The organism is Pseudoalteromonas sp. RWi3 (assembly GCF_054960735.1).
Genome location: NZ_JBHNYL010000005.1, coordinates 59,339 through 77,819, shown reverse-complemented (window position 1 = coordinate 77,819; position 18,481 = coordinate 59,339). Strand labels below are relative to the sequence as shown.

Annotated in this window: 15 protein-coding genes; 10 read left to right on the top strand and 5 right to left on the bottom strand. The window is 40.9% G+C overall.

The window, feature by feature from the left end; genetic code table 11:
- Positions 1-8: 8 nt before the first annotated feature.
- The 9 genes from rpoD (at position 9) to ACFI4Z_RS08955 (ending at position 11,926) form a co-directional block, all read left to right on the top strand.
- On the top strand, positions 9-1,853 hold the full coding sequence (rpoD, locus tag ACFI4Z_RS08995) for an RNA polymerase sigma factor RpoD (protein WP_099294767.1): 1,845 nt from the start codon (positions 9-11) through the stop codon (positions 1,851-1,853).
- 67 nt (positions 1,854-1,920) lie between these two features.
- A complete protein-coding gene (prmA, locus tag ACFI4Z_RS08990; RefSeq protein WP_462670290.1) occupies positions 1,921-2,805 on the top strand; it encodes a 50S ribosomal protein L11 methyltransferase in 885 nt (294 codons plus the stop codon).
- A gap of 277 nt (positions 2,806-3,082) precedes the next feature.
- Positions 3,083-4,054: a tRNA dihydrouridine synthase DusB gene (gene dusB / locus ACFI4Z_RS08985; protein WP_210114660.1), complete on the top strand. Its 972-nt coding sequence runs from the start codon at positions 3,083-3,085 to the stop codon at positions 4,052-4,054.
- A 20-nt stretch (positions 4,055-4,074) separates the two neighbouring features.
- Positions 4,075-4,365 (top strand): DNA-binding transcriptional regulator Fis, encoded by a 291-nt coding sequence (gene fis, locus ACFI4Z_RS08980; protein ID WP_002957804.1) that lies wholly within the window; start codon positions 4,075-4,077, stop codon positions 4,363-4,365.
- Positions 4,366-4,579: 214 nt separating this feature from the next.
- A complete protein-coding gene (gene purH / locus ACFI4Z_RS08975) occupies positions 4,580-6,166 on the top strand; it encodes a bifunctional phosphoribosylaminoimidazolecarboxamide formyltransferase/IMP cyclohydrolase (protein ID WP_135473826.1) in 1,587 nt (528 codons plus the stop codon).
- 108 nt (positions 6,167-6,274) lie between these two features.
- A complete protein-coding gene (locus ACFI4Z_RS08970; protein WP_462670289.1) occupies positions 6,275-7,093 on the top strand; it encodes a class I SAM-dependent methyltransferase in 819 nt (272 codons plus the stop codon).
- Positions 7,094-7,111: 18 nt separating this feature from the next.
- Entirely contained in the window at positions 7,112-8,395 is a 1,284-nt protein-coding gene (purD, locus tag ACFI4Z_RS08965; RefSeq protein ID WP_462670288.1) for a phosphoribosylamine--glycine ligase, read from the top strand.
- Positions 8,396-8,501: 106 nt separating this feature from the next.
- Complete coding sequence (locus ACFI4Z_RS08960; RefSeq protein WP_462670287.1) at positions 8,502-11,012, top strand: EAL domain-containing protein; 2,511 nt, start codon at positions 8,502-8,504, stop codon at positions 11,010-11,012.
- Between the two features lie 104 nt (positions 11,013-11,116).
- A complete protein-coding gene (locus ACFI4Z_RS08955; protein WP_462670286.1) occupies positions 11,117-11,926 on the top strand; it encodes a DUF2797 domain-containing protein in 810 nt (269 codons plus the stop codon).
- On the opposite strand, the gene ACFI4Z_RS08950 is transcribed toward ACFI4Z_RS08955, so the two are convergent.
- Positions 11,898-14,417 carry an EAL domain-containing protein gene (locus ACFI4Z_RS08950; protein ID WP_462670285.1) on the bottom strand — a complete coding sequence of 840 codons (2,520 nt, stop codon included), beginning with the start codon at positions 14,415-14,417 and terminating at the stop codon, positions 11,898-11,900. The two genes, ACFI4Z_RS08955 and ACFI4Z_RS08950, sit on opposite strands and share 29 nt — an antisense overlap.
- A gap of 74 nt (positions 14,418-14,491) precedes the next feature.
- Between ACFI4Z_RS08950 and ACFI4Z_RS08945 the strand changes: the two genes are divergently transcribed.
- Complete coding sequence (locus tag ACFI4Z_RS08945; RefSeq protein ID WP_462670284.1) at positions 14,492-14,788, top strand: DUF4144 family protein; 297 nt, start codon at positions 14,492-14,494, stop codon at positions 14,786-14,788.
- Here ACFI4Z_RS08945 and ACFI4Z_RS08940 read toward each other — a convergent pair.
- From ACFI4Z_RS08940 to ACFI4Z_RS08925, 4 genes are all read right to left on the bottom strand, one after another.
- Positions 14,774-15,691 (bottom strand): histone deacetylase family protein, encoded by a 918-nt coding sequence (locus ACFI4Z_RS08940; RefSeq protein ID WP_462670283.1) that lies wholly within the window; start codon positions 15,689-15,691, stop codon positions 14,774-14,776. The genes ACFI4Z_RS08945 and ACFI4Z_RS08940 overlap by 15 nt on opposite strands.
- Before the next feature lie 86 nt (positions 15,692-15,777).
- Positions 15,778-17,325 (bottom strand): serine hydrolase, encoded by a 1,548-nt coding sequence (locus ACFI4Z_RS08935; RefSeq protein ID WP_462670282.1) that lies wholly within the window; start codon positions 17,323-17,325, stop codon positions 15,778-15,780.
- 21 nt (positions 17,326-17,346) lie between these two features.
- Positions 17,347-17,841 carry a gamma-glutamylcyclotransferase family protein gene (locus ACFI4Z_RS08930; protein WP_462670281.1) on the bottom strand — a complete coding sequence of 165 codons (495 nt, stop codon included), beginning with the start codon at positions 17,839-17,841 and terminating at the stop codon, positions 17,347-17,349.
- 12 nt (positions 17,842-17,853) lie between these two features.
- The gene (locus ACFI4Z_RS08925; protein WP_462670280.1) at positions 17,854-18,477 is read right to left on the bottom strand and encodes a LysE family translocator; all 624 of its coding nucleotides are present in this window, start codon (positions 18,475-18,477) and stop codon (positions 17,854-17,856) included.
- Positions 18,478-18,481 lie beyond the last annotated feature (4 nt).

Below are 18,481 nucleotides of genomic sequence, written 5' to 3'. Positions count from 1 at the left end.
CAATCTCTATGGATCCAACTCCTCAGTCACAATTAAAACTTCTGATTCAAAAAGGTAAAGAGCAAGGTTATTTAACTTTTGCAGAAGTTAATGATCACCTTCCACAAGATATTATCGATTCAGATCAAGTAGAAGATATCATTAGCATGATCAATGATATGGGTATCAAGGTTAGCGAAAACGCACCTGATGCCGATGAATTGATGATGCAAGAAACCACGACAGATGAAGACGCAGCAGAAGCCGCAGCCGCTGCGCTTGCTACTGTAGATAAAGAAATCGGCCGTACTACAGATCCGGTTCGTATGTACATGCGTGAAATGGGCACAGTTGAACTACTGACCCGTGAAGGCGAAATTGTCATCGCTAAGCGTATTGAAGAAGGCATCAACCAAGTACAGATCTCGGTTGCTGAATACCCTGAAGCAATTACTTATCTTCTTGAACAATGGGATAAATTTGAAGCTGAAGAAATGCGCTTAAGCGACATTATCTCTGGTTTCTTCGATCCTAATGAAGATGAAACGCAAATTTCTGCAACGCACATCGGTTCCGAATTAAGCGAAAAAGAGCTTGATGAAGAAGATAAAGATGATTCAGAAAGTGATGATGACGAAGACGAAGAAGAAGTAGATACTGGCCCAGATCCTGAAGAAGCCCGTGTTCACTTTGAAAATCTTCGCGATCTGTATAACAAAGCACGCGACACTTTTGATAAAAAAGGCCGTTCTCATCCTGATTCAAAAGCCGCTATTTTTGAAATCGGTGAGTTATTCAGAACATTTAAACTAGTACCTAAACAGTTTGATCGCATGGTAAATAACATGCGTGAAATGATGGACAGAGTTCGTATTCAAGAACGTCTTATCATGAAACAAGCGGTACAATTTGCAAAATTACCTAAGAAAACGTTTGTTAAGCATTTTGCAAATAACGAAACAGATTCATCGTGGCTTGATTTAGAAATTGCAGCTAACGAAAAGCATTCAGCTAAGCTTGAAGAAGTGAAGCCTGAAATAATACGCTGTATTAATAAGCTAAGTGCTATCGAAGAAAGTACTGGTTTAAGCATTGAGCGTATCAAAGACATCAACCGTCGTATGAGCATTGGTGAAGCTAAGGCTCGCCGTGCGAAAAAAGAAATGGTTGAAGCTAACTTACGTCTTGTTATCTCAATTGCGAAAAAGTACACCAACCGTGGTTTACAATTCTTGGACTTAATCCAAGAAGGTAACATTGGTCTAATGAAAGCTGTTGATAAGTTTGAATATCGCCGTGGTTATAAGTTCTCAACTTATGCAACGTGGTGGATCCGTCAAGCAATCACTCGCTCAATTGCTGACCAAGCACGTACTATCCGTATTCCGGTACATATGATTGAAACGATCAATAAACTGAATCGTATTTCACGTCAGATGTTGCAAGAGATGGGTCGTGAGCCAAACCCAGAAGAATTAGCTGAGCGCATGCTAATGCCTGAGGATAAAATCCGTAAGGTACTTAAAATCGCGAAAGAGCCAATTTCAATGGAAACACCTATCGGTGATGATGAAGACTCACACCTAGGTGACTTTATCGAAGATACAACCATTGATTCGCCAATCGATTCGGCAACAATGGAATCTCTTCGTGGTGCTACTAACGATGTACTTGCAGGCTTAACAGCCCGTGAAGCTAAAGTATTACGTATGCGTTTTGGTATCGATATGAATACCGACCATACTCTAGAAGAAGTAGGTAAGCAGTTTGATGTAACACGTGAGCGTATTCGTCAAATCGAAGCGAAGGCACTGCGTAAACTACGCCACCCTTCTCGCTCTGATTTACTTAAGAGCTTCTTAGACGCTAAATAATTAGCTGCTAACAAACATAATCAAAAGGCCGCTGTAGCGGCCTTTTTTCTATTTCAAGGAAATAATCATGGCTTGGATCCAAATCCGTATCAATGCTAATGCCGCAACTGCTGATGCTGTCAGTGACTTATTAATGGAAGCGGGAAGCGCGTCTGTTACCTTCATTGATGCTAAAGACACACCTATCTATGAGCCTAAAATTGGCACTGTCGAGTTTTGGGCTGATACCACTGTTATTGGCCTGTTCGAGGCTAATCACGATATGAATGCGGTCATTGAGCTATTAAAGCGCCATGACGAGATAAGAGACTCGTTAGTTTATAAAGTTGAGCAACTCGAAGATAAAGACTGGGAACGTGAATGGATGGACAACTTCCACCCAATTCAATTTGGCGAAAAGCTCTGGATTTGTCCAAGCTGGCGCGATATTCCAGACCCTGATGCCGTAAATGTATTGCTCGACCCAGGTCTTGCATTTGGTACTGGCACCCACGCTACAACTGCACTGTGTTTAAAATGGCTTGAAAGCCAAGACTTAACGGGTAAAACCGTGGTCGACTTTGGCTGTGGCTCAGGTATTTTAGGCATTGCTGCAATAAAATTGGGTGCTGAGCGTATGATAGGCATTGATATAGACCCTCAAGCACTTGAAGCAAGTTTAGATAATGCACAGCGTAACGGTGTAGCTGACAAACTTGAAGTTTACCTGCCAGAAAACCAACCTGAGTTTACAGCTGATATAGTGGTAGCAAACATTTTAGCCGCTCCACTACGTGAACTACACAGCGTGATTTTAGGCTTGTTAAAACCTGGCGGTAAAATTGCGATGTCTGGCATTTTAGAAGAGCAAGCGCAATCAGTAGCTGATGTTTATGCACCATTTGTTGCCCTTGATGAAATTGCTGTTGAGGGTGAATGGACGCGAGTCAGCGGTGAAAAAAACGCGAACTAATTGCGTTTTACTTATTAAAGAGTTAACTCTAAATACGTTTGTAAAGCCTGTAATTAACAGGCTTTACCTATTATTTACACACATACTTTAAAAACAAAATAACCCCTTTATTTTTATTCTGTTCAAATAACAAACAAATCAACCCAGCCTTCAAACTGTTATCAAAAGTCAATACGAAAAAGTCAAAAAAAAGTCACTTTTGTTCAATTTATAGCCTTTGTTTTTTAGTAAAAACACCGTAAACTTAGCGCCCCTTGAAAAGAGGCCTTTGAATATCGTGCGTATCGGTTCATACCAACTTGAGAATAATGTTATTGTCGCGCCAATGGCGGGCATAACAGACAGACCATTTAGACAGCTTTGCCGACGCTTAGGTGCGGGGCTTGCTGTGTCTGAAATGCTGTCGTCAAATCCAAAGGTATGGAAAACCGAAAAATCGATGAACCGTATGGATCACAGCGGTGAATCAGGAATACGCGCAGTGCAAATAGCAGGAGCTGATCCTGAGCTTATGGCCCAGGCTGCACAATTCAATGTCAGCAATGGTGCACAAATCATAGATATAAATATGGGGTGCCCAGCTAAGAAAGTGAACAAGAAACTCGCAGGCTCAGCCTTATTACAGTTTCCTGATTTAGTGGAAGAGATCGTCGATGCAGTGGTTAACGCGGTTGATGTACCTGTAACATTAAAAATCCGTACTGGGTGGGATCAGGATAACCGTAACGGTGTTGAGATTGCGAGAATAGCTGAACGCTACGGCATTGCTTCATTAGCCGTACATGGGCGCACGCGTGCATGTATGTATAAAGGTGAAGCAGAATACGCCACAATCAGGGATATAAAGCGTTCAGTGTCGATACCTGTGGTTGCTAATGGTGATATTACATCACCTGAAAAAGCAAAGCAGGTTTTGGACTATACGGGTGCAGATGCCATTATGATTGGTCGAGCCGCCCAAGGTCGCCCTTGGATATTTAGGGAGATAGACCACTTTTTGCGAACCGGAGAACATTTACCCACACCTGAGATTTCAGAAGTGCGGGGTATTTTGATGGAACACTTAGTGAACCTTCATACGTTTTACGGGGAACCAATGGGAGCGCGCATAGCTCGCAAACATGTATCTTGGTATTTGCAAACCCATGACAGTGACGGTCAGTTTAGGCGAGTATTTAATGCTCTCGATAATCCACAGGCACAAATCGAGACATTAGAGCAATACTTTAAAACACTAGCAGCTAACTAAGAAAGAAAGAGATATATACAATGTTCGAACAAAACGTGACTTCTCCATTTATTACTAACCCTCATGTTCAGTCACACGAGAAACCGCAGCCATTACGCGATGCAGTGAAAAAAGCTGTTCATCATTATTTAAAACAGCTTAACGGTCAAGATGTGCAAGACGTTTACGACCTTGTTCTTTCTGAGCTAGAAGCACCATTACTTGAAGAAGTAATGACTTACACTCGTGGCAACCAAACACGTGCGGCAATCTTACTAGGTATCAACCGTGGTACTTTACGTAAGAAGCTTAAGAAATACGGCATGAACTAATATCAGTTATAACTGGTATAAAAAATAAAAATTTAAAATAACCATGTTATTTTAAATGAAAAAGCACCTTCGGGTGCTTTTTTTATATCTTTAAAAACCCTCAAAAAGTGCCTAATTGCAAAATCCTCACCCTTTAAATATCGTTTTTTAAGCGATATTCAGTTAAAATAGCGCCTTTCTAAGCTAGCTCAAACACTGAGGTAATCAAACTACAATGGATACACATCGTCCAATTCGTCGCGCACTACTAAGTGTGTCAGATAAAACCGGTATCGTTGAATTTGCTCGTGCACTTGAATCACAAGGTGTCGAACTTTTATCAACTGGCGGTACTTGTAAATTACTTGCTGATAACGGCATTAAAGTCACTGAAGTATCTGACCACACAGGTCACCCTGAGATCATGGATGGTCGCGTAAAAACTCTTCATCCAAAAATTCATGGCGGTATCTTAGCGCGTCGTGGACAAGATGAAGACGTAATGGCAGATAACAACATCTCTGCTATCGATATTGTTGTAGTTAACTTATACCCCTTTGCGAATACAGTCGCTCAAGAGAACTGCAGCCTTGAAGATGCTATTGAAAACATCGATATCGGTGGTCCAACTATGGTGCGTGCTGCGGCTAAAAACCACAAAGACGTAACTATCGTAGTAAATGCAAAAGATTACGACCGCGTGATCAGCGAAATGCAAAGCAACGATGGTTCAACGTCATACAAAACGCGTTTTGATCTTGCGATTGCTGCTTACGAGCACACAGCTCAATATGACGGCATGATTGCTAATTACTTCGGTAAAATGGTTGCTGATTACACTGATGAAGCGGCTGAGGAAACTAAATTCCCACGTACAATCAATATGCAGTTCACTAAAAAGCAAGATATGCGCTACGGTGAAAACTCTCACCAAGACGCCGCTTTCTATGTTGAGAACGACGTACAAGAAGCCTCTGTTGCAACTGCGGTACAACTTCAAGGTAAAGCATTATCGTTTAACAATATTGCTGACACTGACGCAGCACTTGAATGTGTTAAAGAGTTTGACGTACCAGCCTGTGTTATCGTAAAACATGCAAACCCTTGTGGCGTATCAATCGGTGAAAACATTCTTGAAGCGTATGACCGTGCTTTCAAAACAGATCCTACATCAGCATTTGGTGGCATTATTGCCTTTAACCAAGAGCTTGATGCCCAGACTGCAGAAGCCATTGTTGCTCGCCAATTTGTTGAAGTGATCATTGCACCTAAGGTATCTGAAGCAGCTGCACAAATCGTATCTGCAAAGCAAAATGTGCGTTTATTAGAATGTGGTGAGTTTTCTGCTAAAGGCACAAGCCATGACATCAAGCGTGTTAACGGTGGTGTATTAATTCAAGACCGTGATTTAGGTATGGTAACGCAAGGCGACTTAAAAGTTGTGTCTAAACGCCAACCTACTGAGCAAGAGCTTAAAGACTTATTATTCTGCTGGAAAGTGGCTAAGTTTGTTAAATCAAACGCGATTGTTTATGCCCGTGACGGTATGACAATTGGTGTAGGCGCAGGCCAAATGAGCCGCGTTTATTCAGCTAAAATAGCGGGTATTAAAGCCGCTGACGAAAACCTGGAAGTTAAAGGTTCAGTCATGGCATCTGATGCGTTCTTCCCATTCCGTGATGGTATAGATGCAGCTGCAGAAGCTGGCATTACAGCGGTCATACAACCAGGTGGCTCAATGCGCGATGAAGAAGTTATCGCGGCAGCTGATGAAGCTGGCATGGCAATGGTGTTTACTGGTATGCGTCACTTCCGCCACTAATCACGCAAAGAGCTAACTGATACAGTTAGCTCTTTTTGTTTGCACTAAATTCACGTATTCTGCTTATTCTATAACCTCTTGTAAAATTATAATATGAAGGAACAGACGATGAAATTTGCACTAAAATCTCTATTGGTTGCTACGTTAGCAGTCAGCTCAACAGTAGCTCTTGCACATAACCACAGCGCCGATTCGGCACTGCAAAAAGCAGTCGAATCAACTGAGCGCAACAATGAGCGTGACCAGTATCGTAATCCTGTACAAACATTGGATTTTTTTGGTTTTAAACCAACTATGACCGTGGTTGAAATTGCCCCTGGTGGCGGTTGGTACAGTGACATTTTAGCGCCTGCATTAAAAGAGCAAGGTACTTACTATGCTGCTCACTTTCCTGCAGATTCATCAGTTGGTTACTATCAACGTTCACTAGCGAGCTTTAAAAAGAAAATCGCTGAAGATAAACGATATAGCCAAGTAAAGGTGACAGAGTTTGCTCCACTAACACATTTAGATATCGCTCCTGCAAACAGCGCTGATATGGTATTAACCTTTCGCAACGTGCATAACTGGTATATGAGCAAAGAAAAAGACGCGGCATTAAGTGCCTTTCAGGCTTTTTTCTCAGCATTAAAACCAGGCGGAACGCTAGGTGTGGTAGAGCATCGCTTACCAGAAAGTAGCGCTGATGAAATGCAAAAGTCATCAGGTTATATGAAGCAAAGTGTTGTTATTGCACTTGCTAAACAAGCAGGTTTTGAACTTGAAGCAAGCAGTGAAATTAATGCAAACCCTCTTGATACAGCTGATCACCCTAAAGGGGTATGGACTCTCCCACCTCGCTTAGCGCTTGATGAAAAAGACGCAGCTAAATATAAAGCGATTGGTGAAAGTGACCGTATGACGCTGAAATTTAAAAAACCGCTTTAATAGATAGGATAATTCGCCATGAATGTATTAGTCATTGGCAGCGGCGGCCGCGAACACGCACTTGCGTTTAAGGCCGCTCAAAACACCAAAGTAACCACTGTATTCGTTGCCCCTGGTAATGCAGGTACAGCCCATGAGCCTAAGCTTGAGAACGTTGCCATTAACGTTGAAGACTTAGACGGCCTACTTAACTTTGCAAAGCAAAACAATGTTGGCCTCACTATCGTGGGCCCTGAAGTACCACTGGTACTGGGTGTAGTAGATAAATTCCGTGAGCACGGCTTAGCAATATTCGGCCCAACAGCCGGGGCTGCTCAGCTGGAAGGCTCTAAATCGTTTACTAAAGACTTTTTAGCACGCCACAATATTCCAACTGCGGATTACCAAACGTTTGAACAAATCGACCCTGCCCTTGCCTATTTAAAAGAAAAAGGTGCGCCGATTGTTATAAAAGCAGACGGTTTAGCAGCAGGTAAAGGCGTTATTGTTGCAATGACTGAAGCTGATGCCGAGGATGCTATTCGTGACATGCTGGCAGGAAACGCTTTTGGTGAAGCGGGCAGTCGCGTTGTGATTGAAGAGTTTTTAGAGGGTGAAGAAGCCTCTTTCATCGTTATGGTTGATGGCGAAAACGTACTACCGTTTGCTACTAGCCAAGATCATAAACGTGCCTACAATGGCGATAAAGGTCCAAACACAGGTGGCATGGGTGCATACTCACCAGCCCCAGTTGTAACTGACGAAATCCATCAGCGCATTATGGATGAAGTTATCAACCCAACAGTTGCAGGTATGGCTAGTGAAGGCCACCCTTATACAGGATTCCTATACGCAGGTTTGATGATCGACAGCGACGGCACACCGAAAGTTATCGAGTATAACTGTCGTTTTGGCGACCCTGAGACACAACCTATGATGCTACGCTTACAGTCAGACTTGGTCGAATTGATTGAAGCTGCTAACCGTGTAGAACTTGATAAAACAACCATTGAGTTTGATTCACGCGCAGCTGTAGGTGTGGTATTAGCTGCTAAAGGCTACCCTGATAGCTACCCGAAAGGTGACGCAATCAATGGCCTAAAAGTAAGCTACCCTGAAGGCGAAAAAGTATTTCACGCAGGAACTAAGCAAGACGGCGATAACGTTGTGACTGCTGGCGGGCGCGTGTTATGTGCAACGGCCCTTGGTAACACTGTTACCGAAGCACAACAGCGTGCCTATAAACTGGTTGAGGAAATTAACTGGGAAGGCATGGAGTACCGTACCGATATTGCTTATCGTGCAATTGCACGCGAGCAATAAGCCATACTTTATTGTTGTAAAATTTAATATAAAGCGCAGTTCACTGCGCTTTTTCTTTTTAGAAAGGTGCTACACTTACTGGACGATTCGCAAAAGACGACAAACATTGAAAAATAATTACTTACGTTATCACTTTATTGCTGTTTTAATATTAGTACTGTTATTTTATGTTATTGCAAATTTTGCAAGCAATCTCGCGAACCCCACTAAATACACAATTGATAAAACAACTCCAATCTATTTAAAGCATAGCTATTTAATTGACGATACTAAAAAGCTGCCAAATAAGACTGTATTGAACAGCCTCCATACTTTTATTAATAAGCCATTTGAGACAATAAACTGGAACTTCACCCCTCGCAATTATTGGCTACAAATAAAACTCGATAACCGCAGCCATAAAGACGAAAGCGTTGTCGCTCACTTTGATAACCCGATGATAGATCACTTAACGGTGTATCACTTAGATGAGAACAATGAGGTGGTTACACAGACTCAGCTTGGTGATTTAAAAGAGGGGTTAACTCTTTTCCAATATAGCGTGCCTCATATTTATTTGGACATTCCTTCAAATACTAGCCACAGCTTGTTAGTTAAGATAGACACAACAGGTATCAGTAAAACGCCTATTAACTTGTATTCAGAGGTGGACTTTCAAAGTTTAAACCGCTCACAAGCAACAATTTGGGGTATCTTTGTTGGCGTACTTATTATGGCTGCACTCTACAACCTAGTACTCTTTTTTGGTATTAGGGACCGTGTATACCTGATTTACATTGGCTACATTATCAGCGCCATAATTTTAATGGGCGCTGTACTTGGGTTTGGCTTTTACCTCTGGCCTGTTAGCTGGCAGCTGTTTTTTCAAAAATATATTATCGTTAGCAATTACGCTATCTCTATTTTCACGCTCGCATTTTGCACCATGTTCTTACGTTATCACAAAGAGCGCTGCTGGCGCTTTAAGGCCAGCATCGGCTTAATGGTCATTATGTTTATTTTGGCCTTAGCCTCCTTTTTTATTGTTGAAAATATCGCGGCGAGGATCTTTTTTTCCACCATGGTGCTGTTATACATTATCTGCATCATTATGATTTACAACAAACTTCGCAGTGGTTTTAGATGGGCTAAGTTTTATGTTATTTCATGGATACCACTTATTATTGGCGCTGCAATTCAGCCTTTAGAATTAACCGATGTATTGCCATACAGTTTTGCTATTCGCCATGCATTTTTAGTAGCTATTTTATGTGAAGTTATTTTAATGGCTATGGCACTGGCTGATCGTGTGCGCTACCAGCGTGAGCGTGCGCTTTACCACGCAACCCATACACAACAAACGAAATTACTTAATAGCGCAATGTTAAAGCAAGCTTATATGAGCCTTGAACAAGCACAGCGAAAAAACACCTTATGTTTAATTAAAATTCGCTACTTTCACTCATTGCATACTTTGCTGACCCCCACGCAAAGTAATAACTTAATCATTAAAGTGGCTCAATCTCTGGAGCTACAGCTTACTGGTGAGCGCCAATTTTCATTTTTAGATTCAACATTAGATAGCCACTCTAAGTTAGCTGACTTAGGAACGGGTATTTTTGCCTGCATTTCAACAAAAACACAAAGTGCAGAAGAGTTGTCATTATGCTTAGCTAAAATTGTTAAGGGGTTACCTAAACAATATGAAATACAAGGATTAAGTTTGCAATTAAAGTATGCTGCCGCTATTAGCTTTTCATTAGATAGTGATAACTTTGAGGCATGCTTGCAACGCGGTTACGTCACGCTAAAGCAAGCTAAAAGCAGCCTCACAAGTATTAGTGATTCGCAACAAAAGACTAATCAATTTATGGATATAGAACTTGCCGCAAAACTGCAAGCCGCCATTAAAAATGACAGCCTCGCTTTATACCACCAAGCACAATTAGATCTTAGCACTAAACGCATTGTTGGCAGCGAAGTTTTACTACGCTGGCCAACACCTGAGTGTCGTTATTTAAATATTGAAGAACTCATACAACTTGCAGAAAGAACAGGACTTATCAATGAACTAACTTTATGGGTATTAGAAAAAAGTTGCCGCGATTTGCAAGAACTTAATAAACAAGGTTTCACTGAACATACAGTGAGTATTAACTTAAGTGCTAAAAACTTAAGCATCAACAAGTTAGCGGAAAAAGTTGAAAATATATTACTAAAATACAACATACCAGCAAGACAAATTAAGTTTGAACTTACTGAATCCGCATTAGTGAAAAATCAAGAAAAAATGCAACACCTAATATCGCAATTTCATGAGCAAGGTATACACGTCATACTTGATGATTTTGGCACAGGCTATGCGTCGTTAACCTATCTACTACACTATACATTTTCTAACTTGAAAATTGATCGCTCCTTTGTCAGTAACTTAGAGAGTAACGCATCCCATAAAGTAATTGTAAAAACAGCCATTGATATGGCGCATAATTTAGGGATCACGGTAACAGCTGAAGGCGTTGAGGATGAGCATACTCACAATGCTCTAAAAGCAATGGGAGCTGATTTTACTCAAGGTTATTATTACTCTAGACCGATTCCATTCGATGAGTACCTTAATTTCTTAAACGAGCAGTAAGAAAGACACACCTTACTCTGGCCTATGCATAATCGCTTATAGCTACCACATACAGCAGTATTTTTGGTACCATCCCTTTTTTAAACATCTTTAGGGGCGTAAAGATGCAAGGCACACTCAAAAAGCTAAAATCTTCTCTGACACAGCCAATCCAATATCACCTTCCTGTTGGTGATGAATTGATTGATTTGAATGCTTATATTGGTAAGCAACTTACACTCACGTTTAGTGGCACGATTTTATGCTCTAGCTGTGGTAAAAAGACCAAAAAAAGCTACTCGCAAGGCCATTGCTTTGTTTGCATGCGTAAGCTTGCCAGCTGTGATATGTGTATCATGAAACCTGAAACTTGCCATTATGATCAAGGTACCTGCCGCGAACCCCAGTGGGGCGAAGAAAACTGCATGATCCCACATTATGTTTACTTAGCTAATACGTCAGGGCTTAAAGTGGGTATCACTCGCCATACACAAATCCCTACACGCTGGGTTGACCAAGGTGCAACGCAAGCATTGCCTATTTTTAAAGTACAGACACGCTTACAATCTGGTTTAGTTGAAGTTGCACTCGCGCAGTTTATTGCTGATAAAACCAATTGGCGCAATATGCTCAAAGGTCAAAGTGAAGTGCTTGATTTGAAAGCCTCTGCTGCTGAATTAATACCGCAAATTGCAGATAAGCTTAATGAGCTTGCCGAGCTATTTGGTGCAACAGCCATTGAACAGCTTGACGAAGACGTAGTTGATTTAACCTTTCCAGTGACACAATACCCTACTAAAATAAGTTCGTTTAATTTTGATAAAGAACCTGTTGTAAGCGGTATTTTGCAAGGAATTAAAGGCCAATACTTAATTTTTGATAAAGGCGTTATTAATATCCGTAAATTTACATCTTATGAAGTAACTGTTGAGTAAATTGCGAATAAAACGCTAACCATTGCCGCTGCGCTAACGGGCGGCAATAGTGATATCCCTGAATAACATCACAGCCTAAACTCAATAAATACATTTGTTGCGTTGGTTTCTCTACACCTTCAGCAATTACCGTTAAGTTTAAATTTTTTGCCAATGAGACAATAGCTGCCACTATTTCGCTATTGCCGTATTCATCGGGCACTTTTGCAATAAAACTGGCATCAATTTTCAAGGCATCAAACGGCAGTTTCGTTAAGTAACTTAATGCCGAATACCCCGTACCAAAATCATCTAAAGCTATATTAACTCCGAGCGCCTTTACCTTTTTCAGCTCTTTCTTAGCTTGTGTGAACGAACTAATAAAACTGCTTTCGGTGAGTTCAATCTCAAGTAAGCGACCTGATAGCGTGTATTTAGTCAGCATGGCTTCAATACTACTCGCCAATTTTCCCTGACTTAAATGGCATGCGGAAATATTAATAGCTAATCGACCCGCTTTGATACCCAAAGTTTGCCACTGTTCAAGGTGCTTCCCTGCCTGCTCTATAACCCATAAATCAAGTTGCACAATCAACCCAAGTTCTTCTGCTAATGGAATAAAATGCGCAGGCGAGATAACACCGAGTGTAGGGTCGTGCCATCGCAATAATGCCTCAACCCCCTGAAGTTCTTTGCTTTGTAGATTTAGTTTGGGTTGAAAATAGAGCTCAAATTCATCATTTTCTAGAGCAAATTGAAAGCGGCTCATCATTGCTAACCGCTCAAGTGAGCGTGCGTTCATAGAGGATTTAAATAACTGAAAAGAATTACGGCCCTGATCTTTTGAACGGTACATCGCAATATCAGCATGCTTTAACAGTGTTTCGCTGTCTTGACCGTCCTCAGGGTAAACTGCGGCCCCTAAAGAAGCGGTCACCCGCACATCAGTCCCCTCTAGCACGAATGAAGCTTCTAAATTCTTTAAGATAGTATTCGCCAGCTTGCTGACCGATTCGAAATTTTCAACATTAAACAGTACAACAAACTCATCACCTCCCAAACGAGCGAGGGTGTCACCTTCATCAAGTATACGGTCTATACGCTTAGCAACTAACTGCAGTAAATGGTCGCCCGCTCCATGGCCTAGCGTGTCGTTAATCTCTTTGAACCTATCTAAATCTATAAACATAACAGCAAGCATACTATTATCACGATGGGCACTGGCCAGCGCCATATTTAACCTATCGTTAAATAAGCGTCTGTTAGGTAGCCCTGTCAGTTCATCAAAATAAGCTAATTGGACTATTTTTTCTTCTGCATTTTTGCGCTCTGTAATATCACTAAAAATTGCAGCATATAATTTTTCGCTATTATGCGGCTCCTTAATTTCAATAATCGTCAGCCACTCAACATACAATTCGCCACTTTTTTTACGATTACAAATTTCTCCTTGCCACACTCCATGCTCTTCAATTTGCTGCCACATTTGTTTATAAAAATTATGATTGTGTCGACCTGAGCTTAATAAACTGGGATTTTTACCTATAACTTCAAACTCTTTATAGCCTGTTAATTCAGTAAATGCAGGATTTACTTGAATTATCTCACCTTCTTGCGAGGTGATCATGATGCCATCTAACGAGCAGTCAATAATTTTATTGGCTAGGAATAGATTACGTTGTGAATGTTGTAATGCTGCATCTCGTTGCTGCAGCACTTTTTCAAGCTCACAACAATACGCACTTTCAATTTCATTAATCAAATGCTCAAGTGACAGTACACCTTCGATTTCGCCTTCTTCGATAACAATTAAATGCCGAACATGGTTATGAGACATTAATCGATATGCATCAAATAAGCTTTCAGATGGGCTAATATGATGAACAGAACGATTAACAAAGTCCCAGCATAAACCATCGCCACAGCTATCAAGAATTAAGTTCAGTAAATCACGCTGGGTTATAATTCCGTGCTCTTGTAAATGTTCATTATACACAAGAATTGCTTTATCATTGCGCTGGCGCATTTTAGCGATCGCGTCAGTCACAATCATATCGCTTGGTACAATCAAAATATTTTTATTGTATTGATCGTTGATTGTTCTAAATTGTAAGTAATGATCCAGCCCTTGATTGCGTACAATGTCACTGATACTTAATACCCCACACGGCAAATTATTTTCATCAGTGACTAATAAATGGCGTACGTTATTTTGATGAAAAATAAGCGCTGCATCACTCAAAAGCTGCTTACTAGAGACCTTCAAAACAGGGGAAGACATAACCTGTTCAATAACAATGTCTTTGACAGATTGATTAGTGAAATCGAGCTTCATGCAATCTGACTCTGTCCAAACCCCAACAATATCTTGCTGCCCCCTTACAAACACAGCGCTCACATTATGTGCTCGCATAAGCTTGACCGCCTCTATAAGCCTAGTATCTTTTGCGCAAGCAATAACCTTGTTAGTATATACATCATGAACTTTTTGATAACGGCTGTTTTGGGGCATAATAGAGTTCTTGGCAGCGAAAGGGTATAAAGTATAAATAGCCTCAGTAAAAACAACTTGATTTAGGACAATAAATGAGTCACTTCCACCCCTTAATACTGATTTATAACCAAGAAATTGACATTATAGAACAGCCTAGCGATCTCGAAAATTTACTGTATGGGATAAGTAAAGACCAGCAAGAAGAGGTGATTTTATTAGATAAAAAAACAGGCTATAAGAAACTAAATAACACTCCCTCACAAGCGTTATCATCCAGCGAATTAGCCACATTGGTTAAAGAGTATTTAGCAAAAGAAGGGCAATGTTGCTTAGCTAAAATAGACCACTTAACACCGGCTCAGGCATTTGATTTATTAGCTATCGACTAGTGCTTTAACGTGCGCTACAGCGCTGCGTCCTAATGCCGATAAAGCATATCCGCCTTCAAGATAAGAGATAATCCCTTTACAATTAAGTGTTTTGCTTAATGAGGCTAGCTGCTCTGTTAGCCAAACATAATCATCCTCGACAAATTTTAGACTTGCCATGTCATCTTCAAGGTGCGCATCAAAGCCTGCACTAATAAAAATAAGCTCAGGTTTAAAAGCTGACAGTTTAGGCAACCATTGCTGATCATAAAGTGCTTTTAAATCATTACCATCACTGGCAATTGGCAGTGGAGAATTGACTAACGTGGCATTATTTTCAATGGCAGTATTGGGATAAAAGGGATATTGAAACAAAGAGCAAAAAAGAACGTTTTCATCGTCCATAAAAATATCTTGCGTGCCGTTACCGTGATGCACATCAAAATCAACAATAGCAATGCGTTTAACGCCTTTGCTTTGCGCATACCTAACCGCAATTGCTAAATTGTTATACACGCAGAACCCGCTCGATGCAGAACGTGTTGCATGATGTCCAGGTGGTCTGACAGAACAAAAAGCCGCATCTAAGTTATCAGCAAGTACTTCATCTACCGCCATCAGGCCAGCTCCTACCGCTCGTTCAACTGCTTTTAAAGAATCAGGACATAACCAAGTATCACCATCTAATGAGGCAAGTCCTTCATCAGGCAAAGTATTTTCAACATGCTTAATAAGAGACTCATCATGCACAAGTAAATAATGATCTCTTGATGCTTTTGGCGCTTGTTTTTGCTCTACGGCAATATCCAATCCACTTGCAAGTAGACGATCTGCAATTGCATCCAAACGCTCAGGACACTCTGGATGATCCGCTATCATTTTATGTTTACGACAGTGTGGATGAGAGATAATTGCAGTACGCATACAAAGCTCCTAATAATTTAGCTGAGGTAACTATAACAAAGCCACCCTAAGGTGGCTTTGCGACTTTGGTTTATGTGTTCTACTTATTAGTTTTGGGCTTGTAAATTTAGGTTTCTAAAATCAAAGCTAAAATCAGTAACTGTCGTTGAGACTGCACGCATTTTTGCCTGCTTAACGCGGTTTGTCGTACTCATCTCAAACGTTATAAATGCATCTGCTTCCAACAGTTTTTCATCCCACTTAACAATAAAAGTATTACCTGTGTAATGCTCAAGCTGGCCTTTTAAACGCTTAGTATGGGTAAAATCAATACGTAGCTTACCGTTTAACTCTTCAATGATTACATCACCATACCAATCATCACTTAAAGTGCCTGTGTAGCTGATATTTGGTAGTTGTGGCTGGTAATCTGCAGGTGCTTCCGGCTTGGCATTGGCGTACGCTTTTTGCTTACCTTCAAAGTGCTTTTTCGCTAAATCTTCAACCCAGTCTTTATCTTCAAGGTCAAATGCATCCTCTAGCACTTCGTAAGTAATCGCAGAGAGTGCACTAAATGCTTGCTGATTGCTCAAGATGACAATACCTAAATTCTTCTCGGGTACCAATGTTACCTGCGATACCATACCTAAAATTCCGCCACCGAGAGCAAGCTTTTTTACCCCATGGAAGTCTTCAATACTCCAACCTAAGCCGTATCCTCTAAACTGCTGGTGATACGCTTCATACGCTTTTTTTGATGCCATAGAGGTAATATGCGGGTGCCACATTTGCGCTTGTTGTTTTTCACTAAAAAGTTGCTCACCATTTGGCATTTTGCCACCAGCAAGTTGCGTACGAAGCCACTGACTCATATCACTGACACTTGATGCAATTGCTCCTGCACCACGAAAGTCTTCTAAGTAATTAACAAAAAATGGATTTAATTTGCCATCCATAGGTATGTGACCCGTCGCCCAGTTTTTATTGCTACTTGGGATACGTGAAAAACCAGCGCGTGAGTTTTTCATTTTTAACGGCTGTAATATGTTTTTTTCAATGTAGTCGTTCCAGCTCATACCAGAAACACGGGCAACGACTTCGCCAGCGGTAACAAACATTAAGTTGTTATAGGCGTATTTACTGCGAAAACTACTCGCCGGCTTTAAATACTTTAAACCTGCTAAGATTTCTTCTACTGATTTATCAGTATCAGGCCAGATCATCAAATCGCCTTGACCTAAACCTAAACCACTGCGGTGGCTTAATAAATCACGGATAGTCATCTCTCGGGTGACATATGAATCGTATAAACGAAATTCAGGTAGATGATCAATCACTTTGTCATCCCAGCTGATTTTGTCTTCATCAACCAGCTTGGCTAACGCCGCGGCAGTAAATGCCTTTGTATTTGATGCAATACCAAATAAGGTGTTTTTATTTACTTTTTTTCCTGTATCTAAATGGCTTACACCAAAGCCCTTAGCAAATACGACTTTATCATTTTCAACAACAGCGACAGCCATCCCAGGGACATCAAAACGTGCCATAGAGTTTTCGATTACGTGATTAAGCTCCGTGGTGTTTATTTCTGCGTGGCTGTTAAATGCAAAGCCCGTGAATAACGAGGCTGCAATAGCGAGTTTTGTTAATTTCATAACATTCCTTGGCGTATTTTTTTATTGTTGATGTACGGCAAACTCAACAGCTGCACGTACTTTATCGCTATCTTGGCGAGTGGGCCGAGATTTTATGTTTTCACTGTACTCATTTGGTAGCCCGGCTTCAAGCGCACCGCGATGAACGTGCTCTATGTACCAGTCATAAGGTAGAATTGTTGCATCTGTGGTATTTGCAATATAACAATGTGCGGCTATTTTTTTGCCATCAAGTAAAATAACTTCAACATCAACACAATCGTAACGCGGTCCTTCAATCACATCGAGAATCTCTTTTTCATCAGCAGTTACTTGGTATACCACCCCATACACTTGTGCGTCTTGAGCGGTGCTTTTTCTTACACTGCATTTACCAGACCCATCCAGGCTGACCATATCAAACGTTAACTCATACCCTATTAAACGTGCCGTCCCTACTCGTTTAACTTCAGGAAGACGTGCTAATAAACGATTTGACGACATATTTGAGCCAAACGAAAAATTATAAAGTGCCATGCTTGTTTACTCCTACAAAACCACACGTAATGCTAATGCGATTAAAACCACGCCTATACCACGGTCGAACCAATAACCACTCTTTTGAAAAAAGCCTCTAACTACAGGCTTTGATAACACTAATGATAAAAACGAAAACCAAACCCACGTTGCCACAGCCATATACACACCATAACCTGCTTGCACTAACAGCGGTGTTGTTTGACTGATCACCAAAGTAAATAACGACATAAAGAATAATGTTGCTTTAGGGTTAAGTGCATTCGTTAAAAAGCCACGCCGAAACGCAACCCAGAGTGACTCCTCACTTTGGGTTTGAGGTACCTCTTCGCCCGAATTTACTGAGGGCTTAGCGCTACGCAGCGCTTGAAATCCTATATATGCTAAATAAGCGCCTGCTAAGTACTTTAACGCCATAAATACCGTAGGTGATTGAGCTAACAAAACCGCAACCCCCAATAAGCAATAACCCACATGAAGTAAAATCGCTAAGCCAACACCAAAGCTAGTCCATAGCGCATTACGCCGACCATGTTGAATACTTTGTTTAAGCACAATTGCAAAATCGGGACCTGGACTTGCTACTGCAAAAAAGTGTGCCAACGCTATGAGGATAAATTCATCTAAATAATTCAAATCT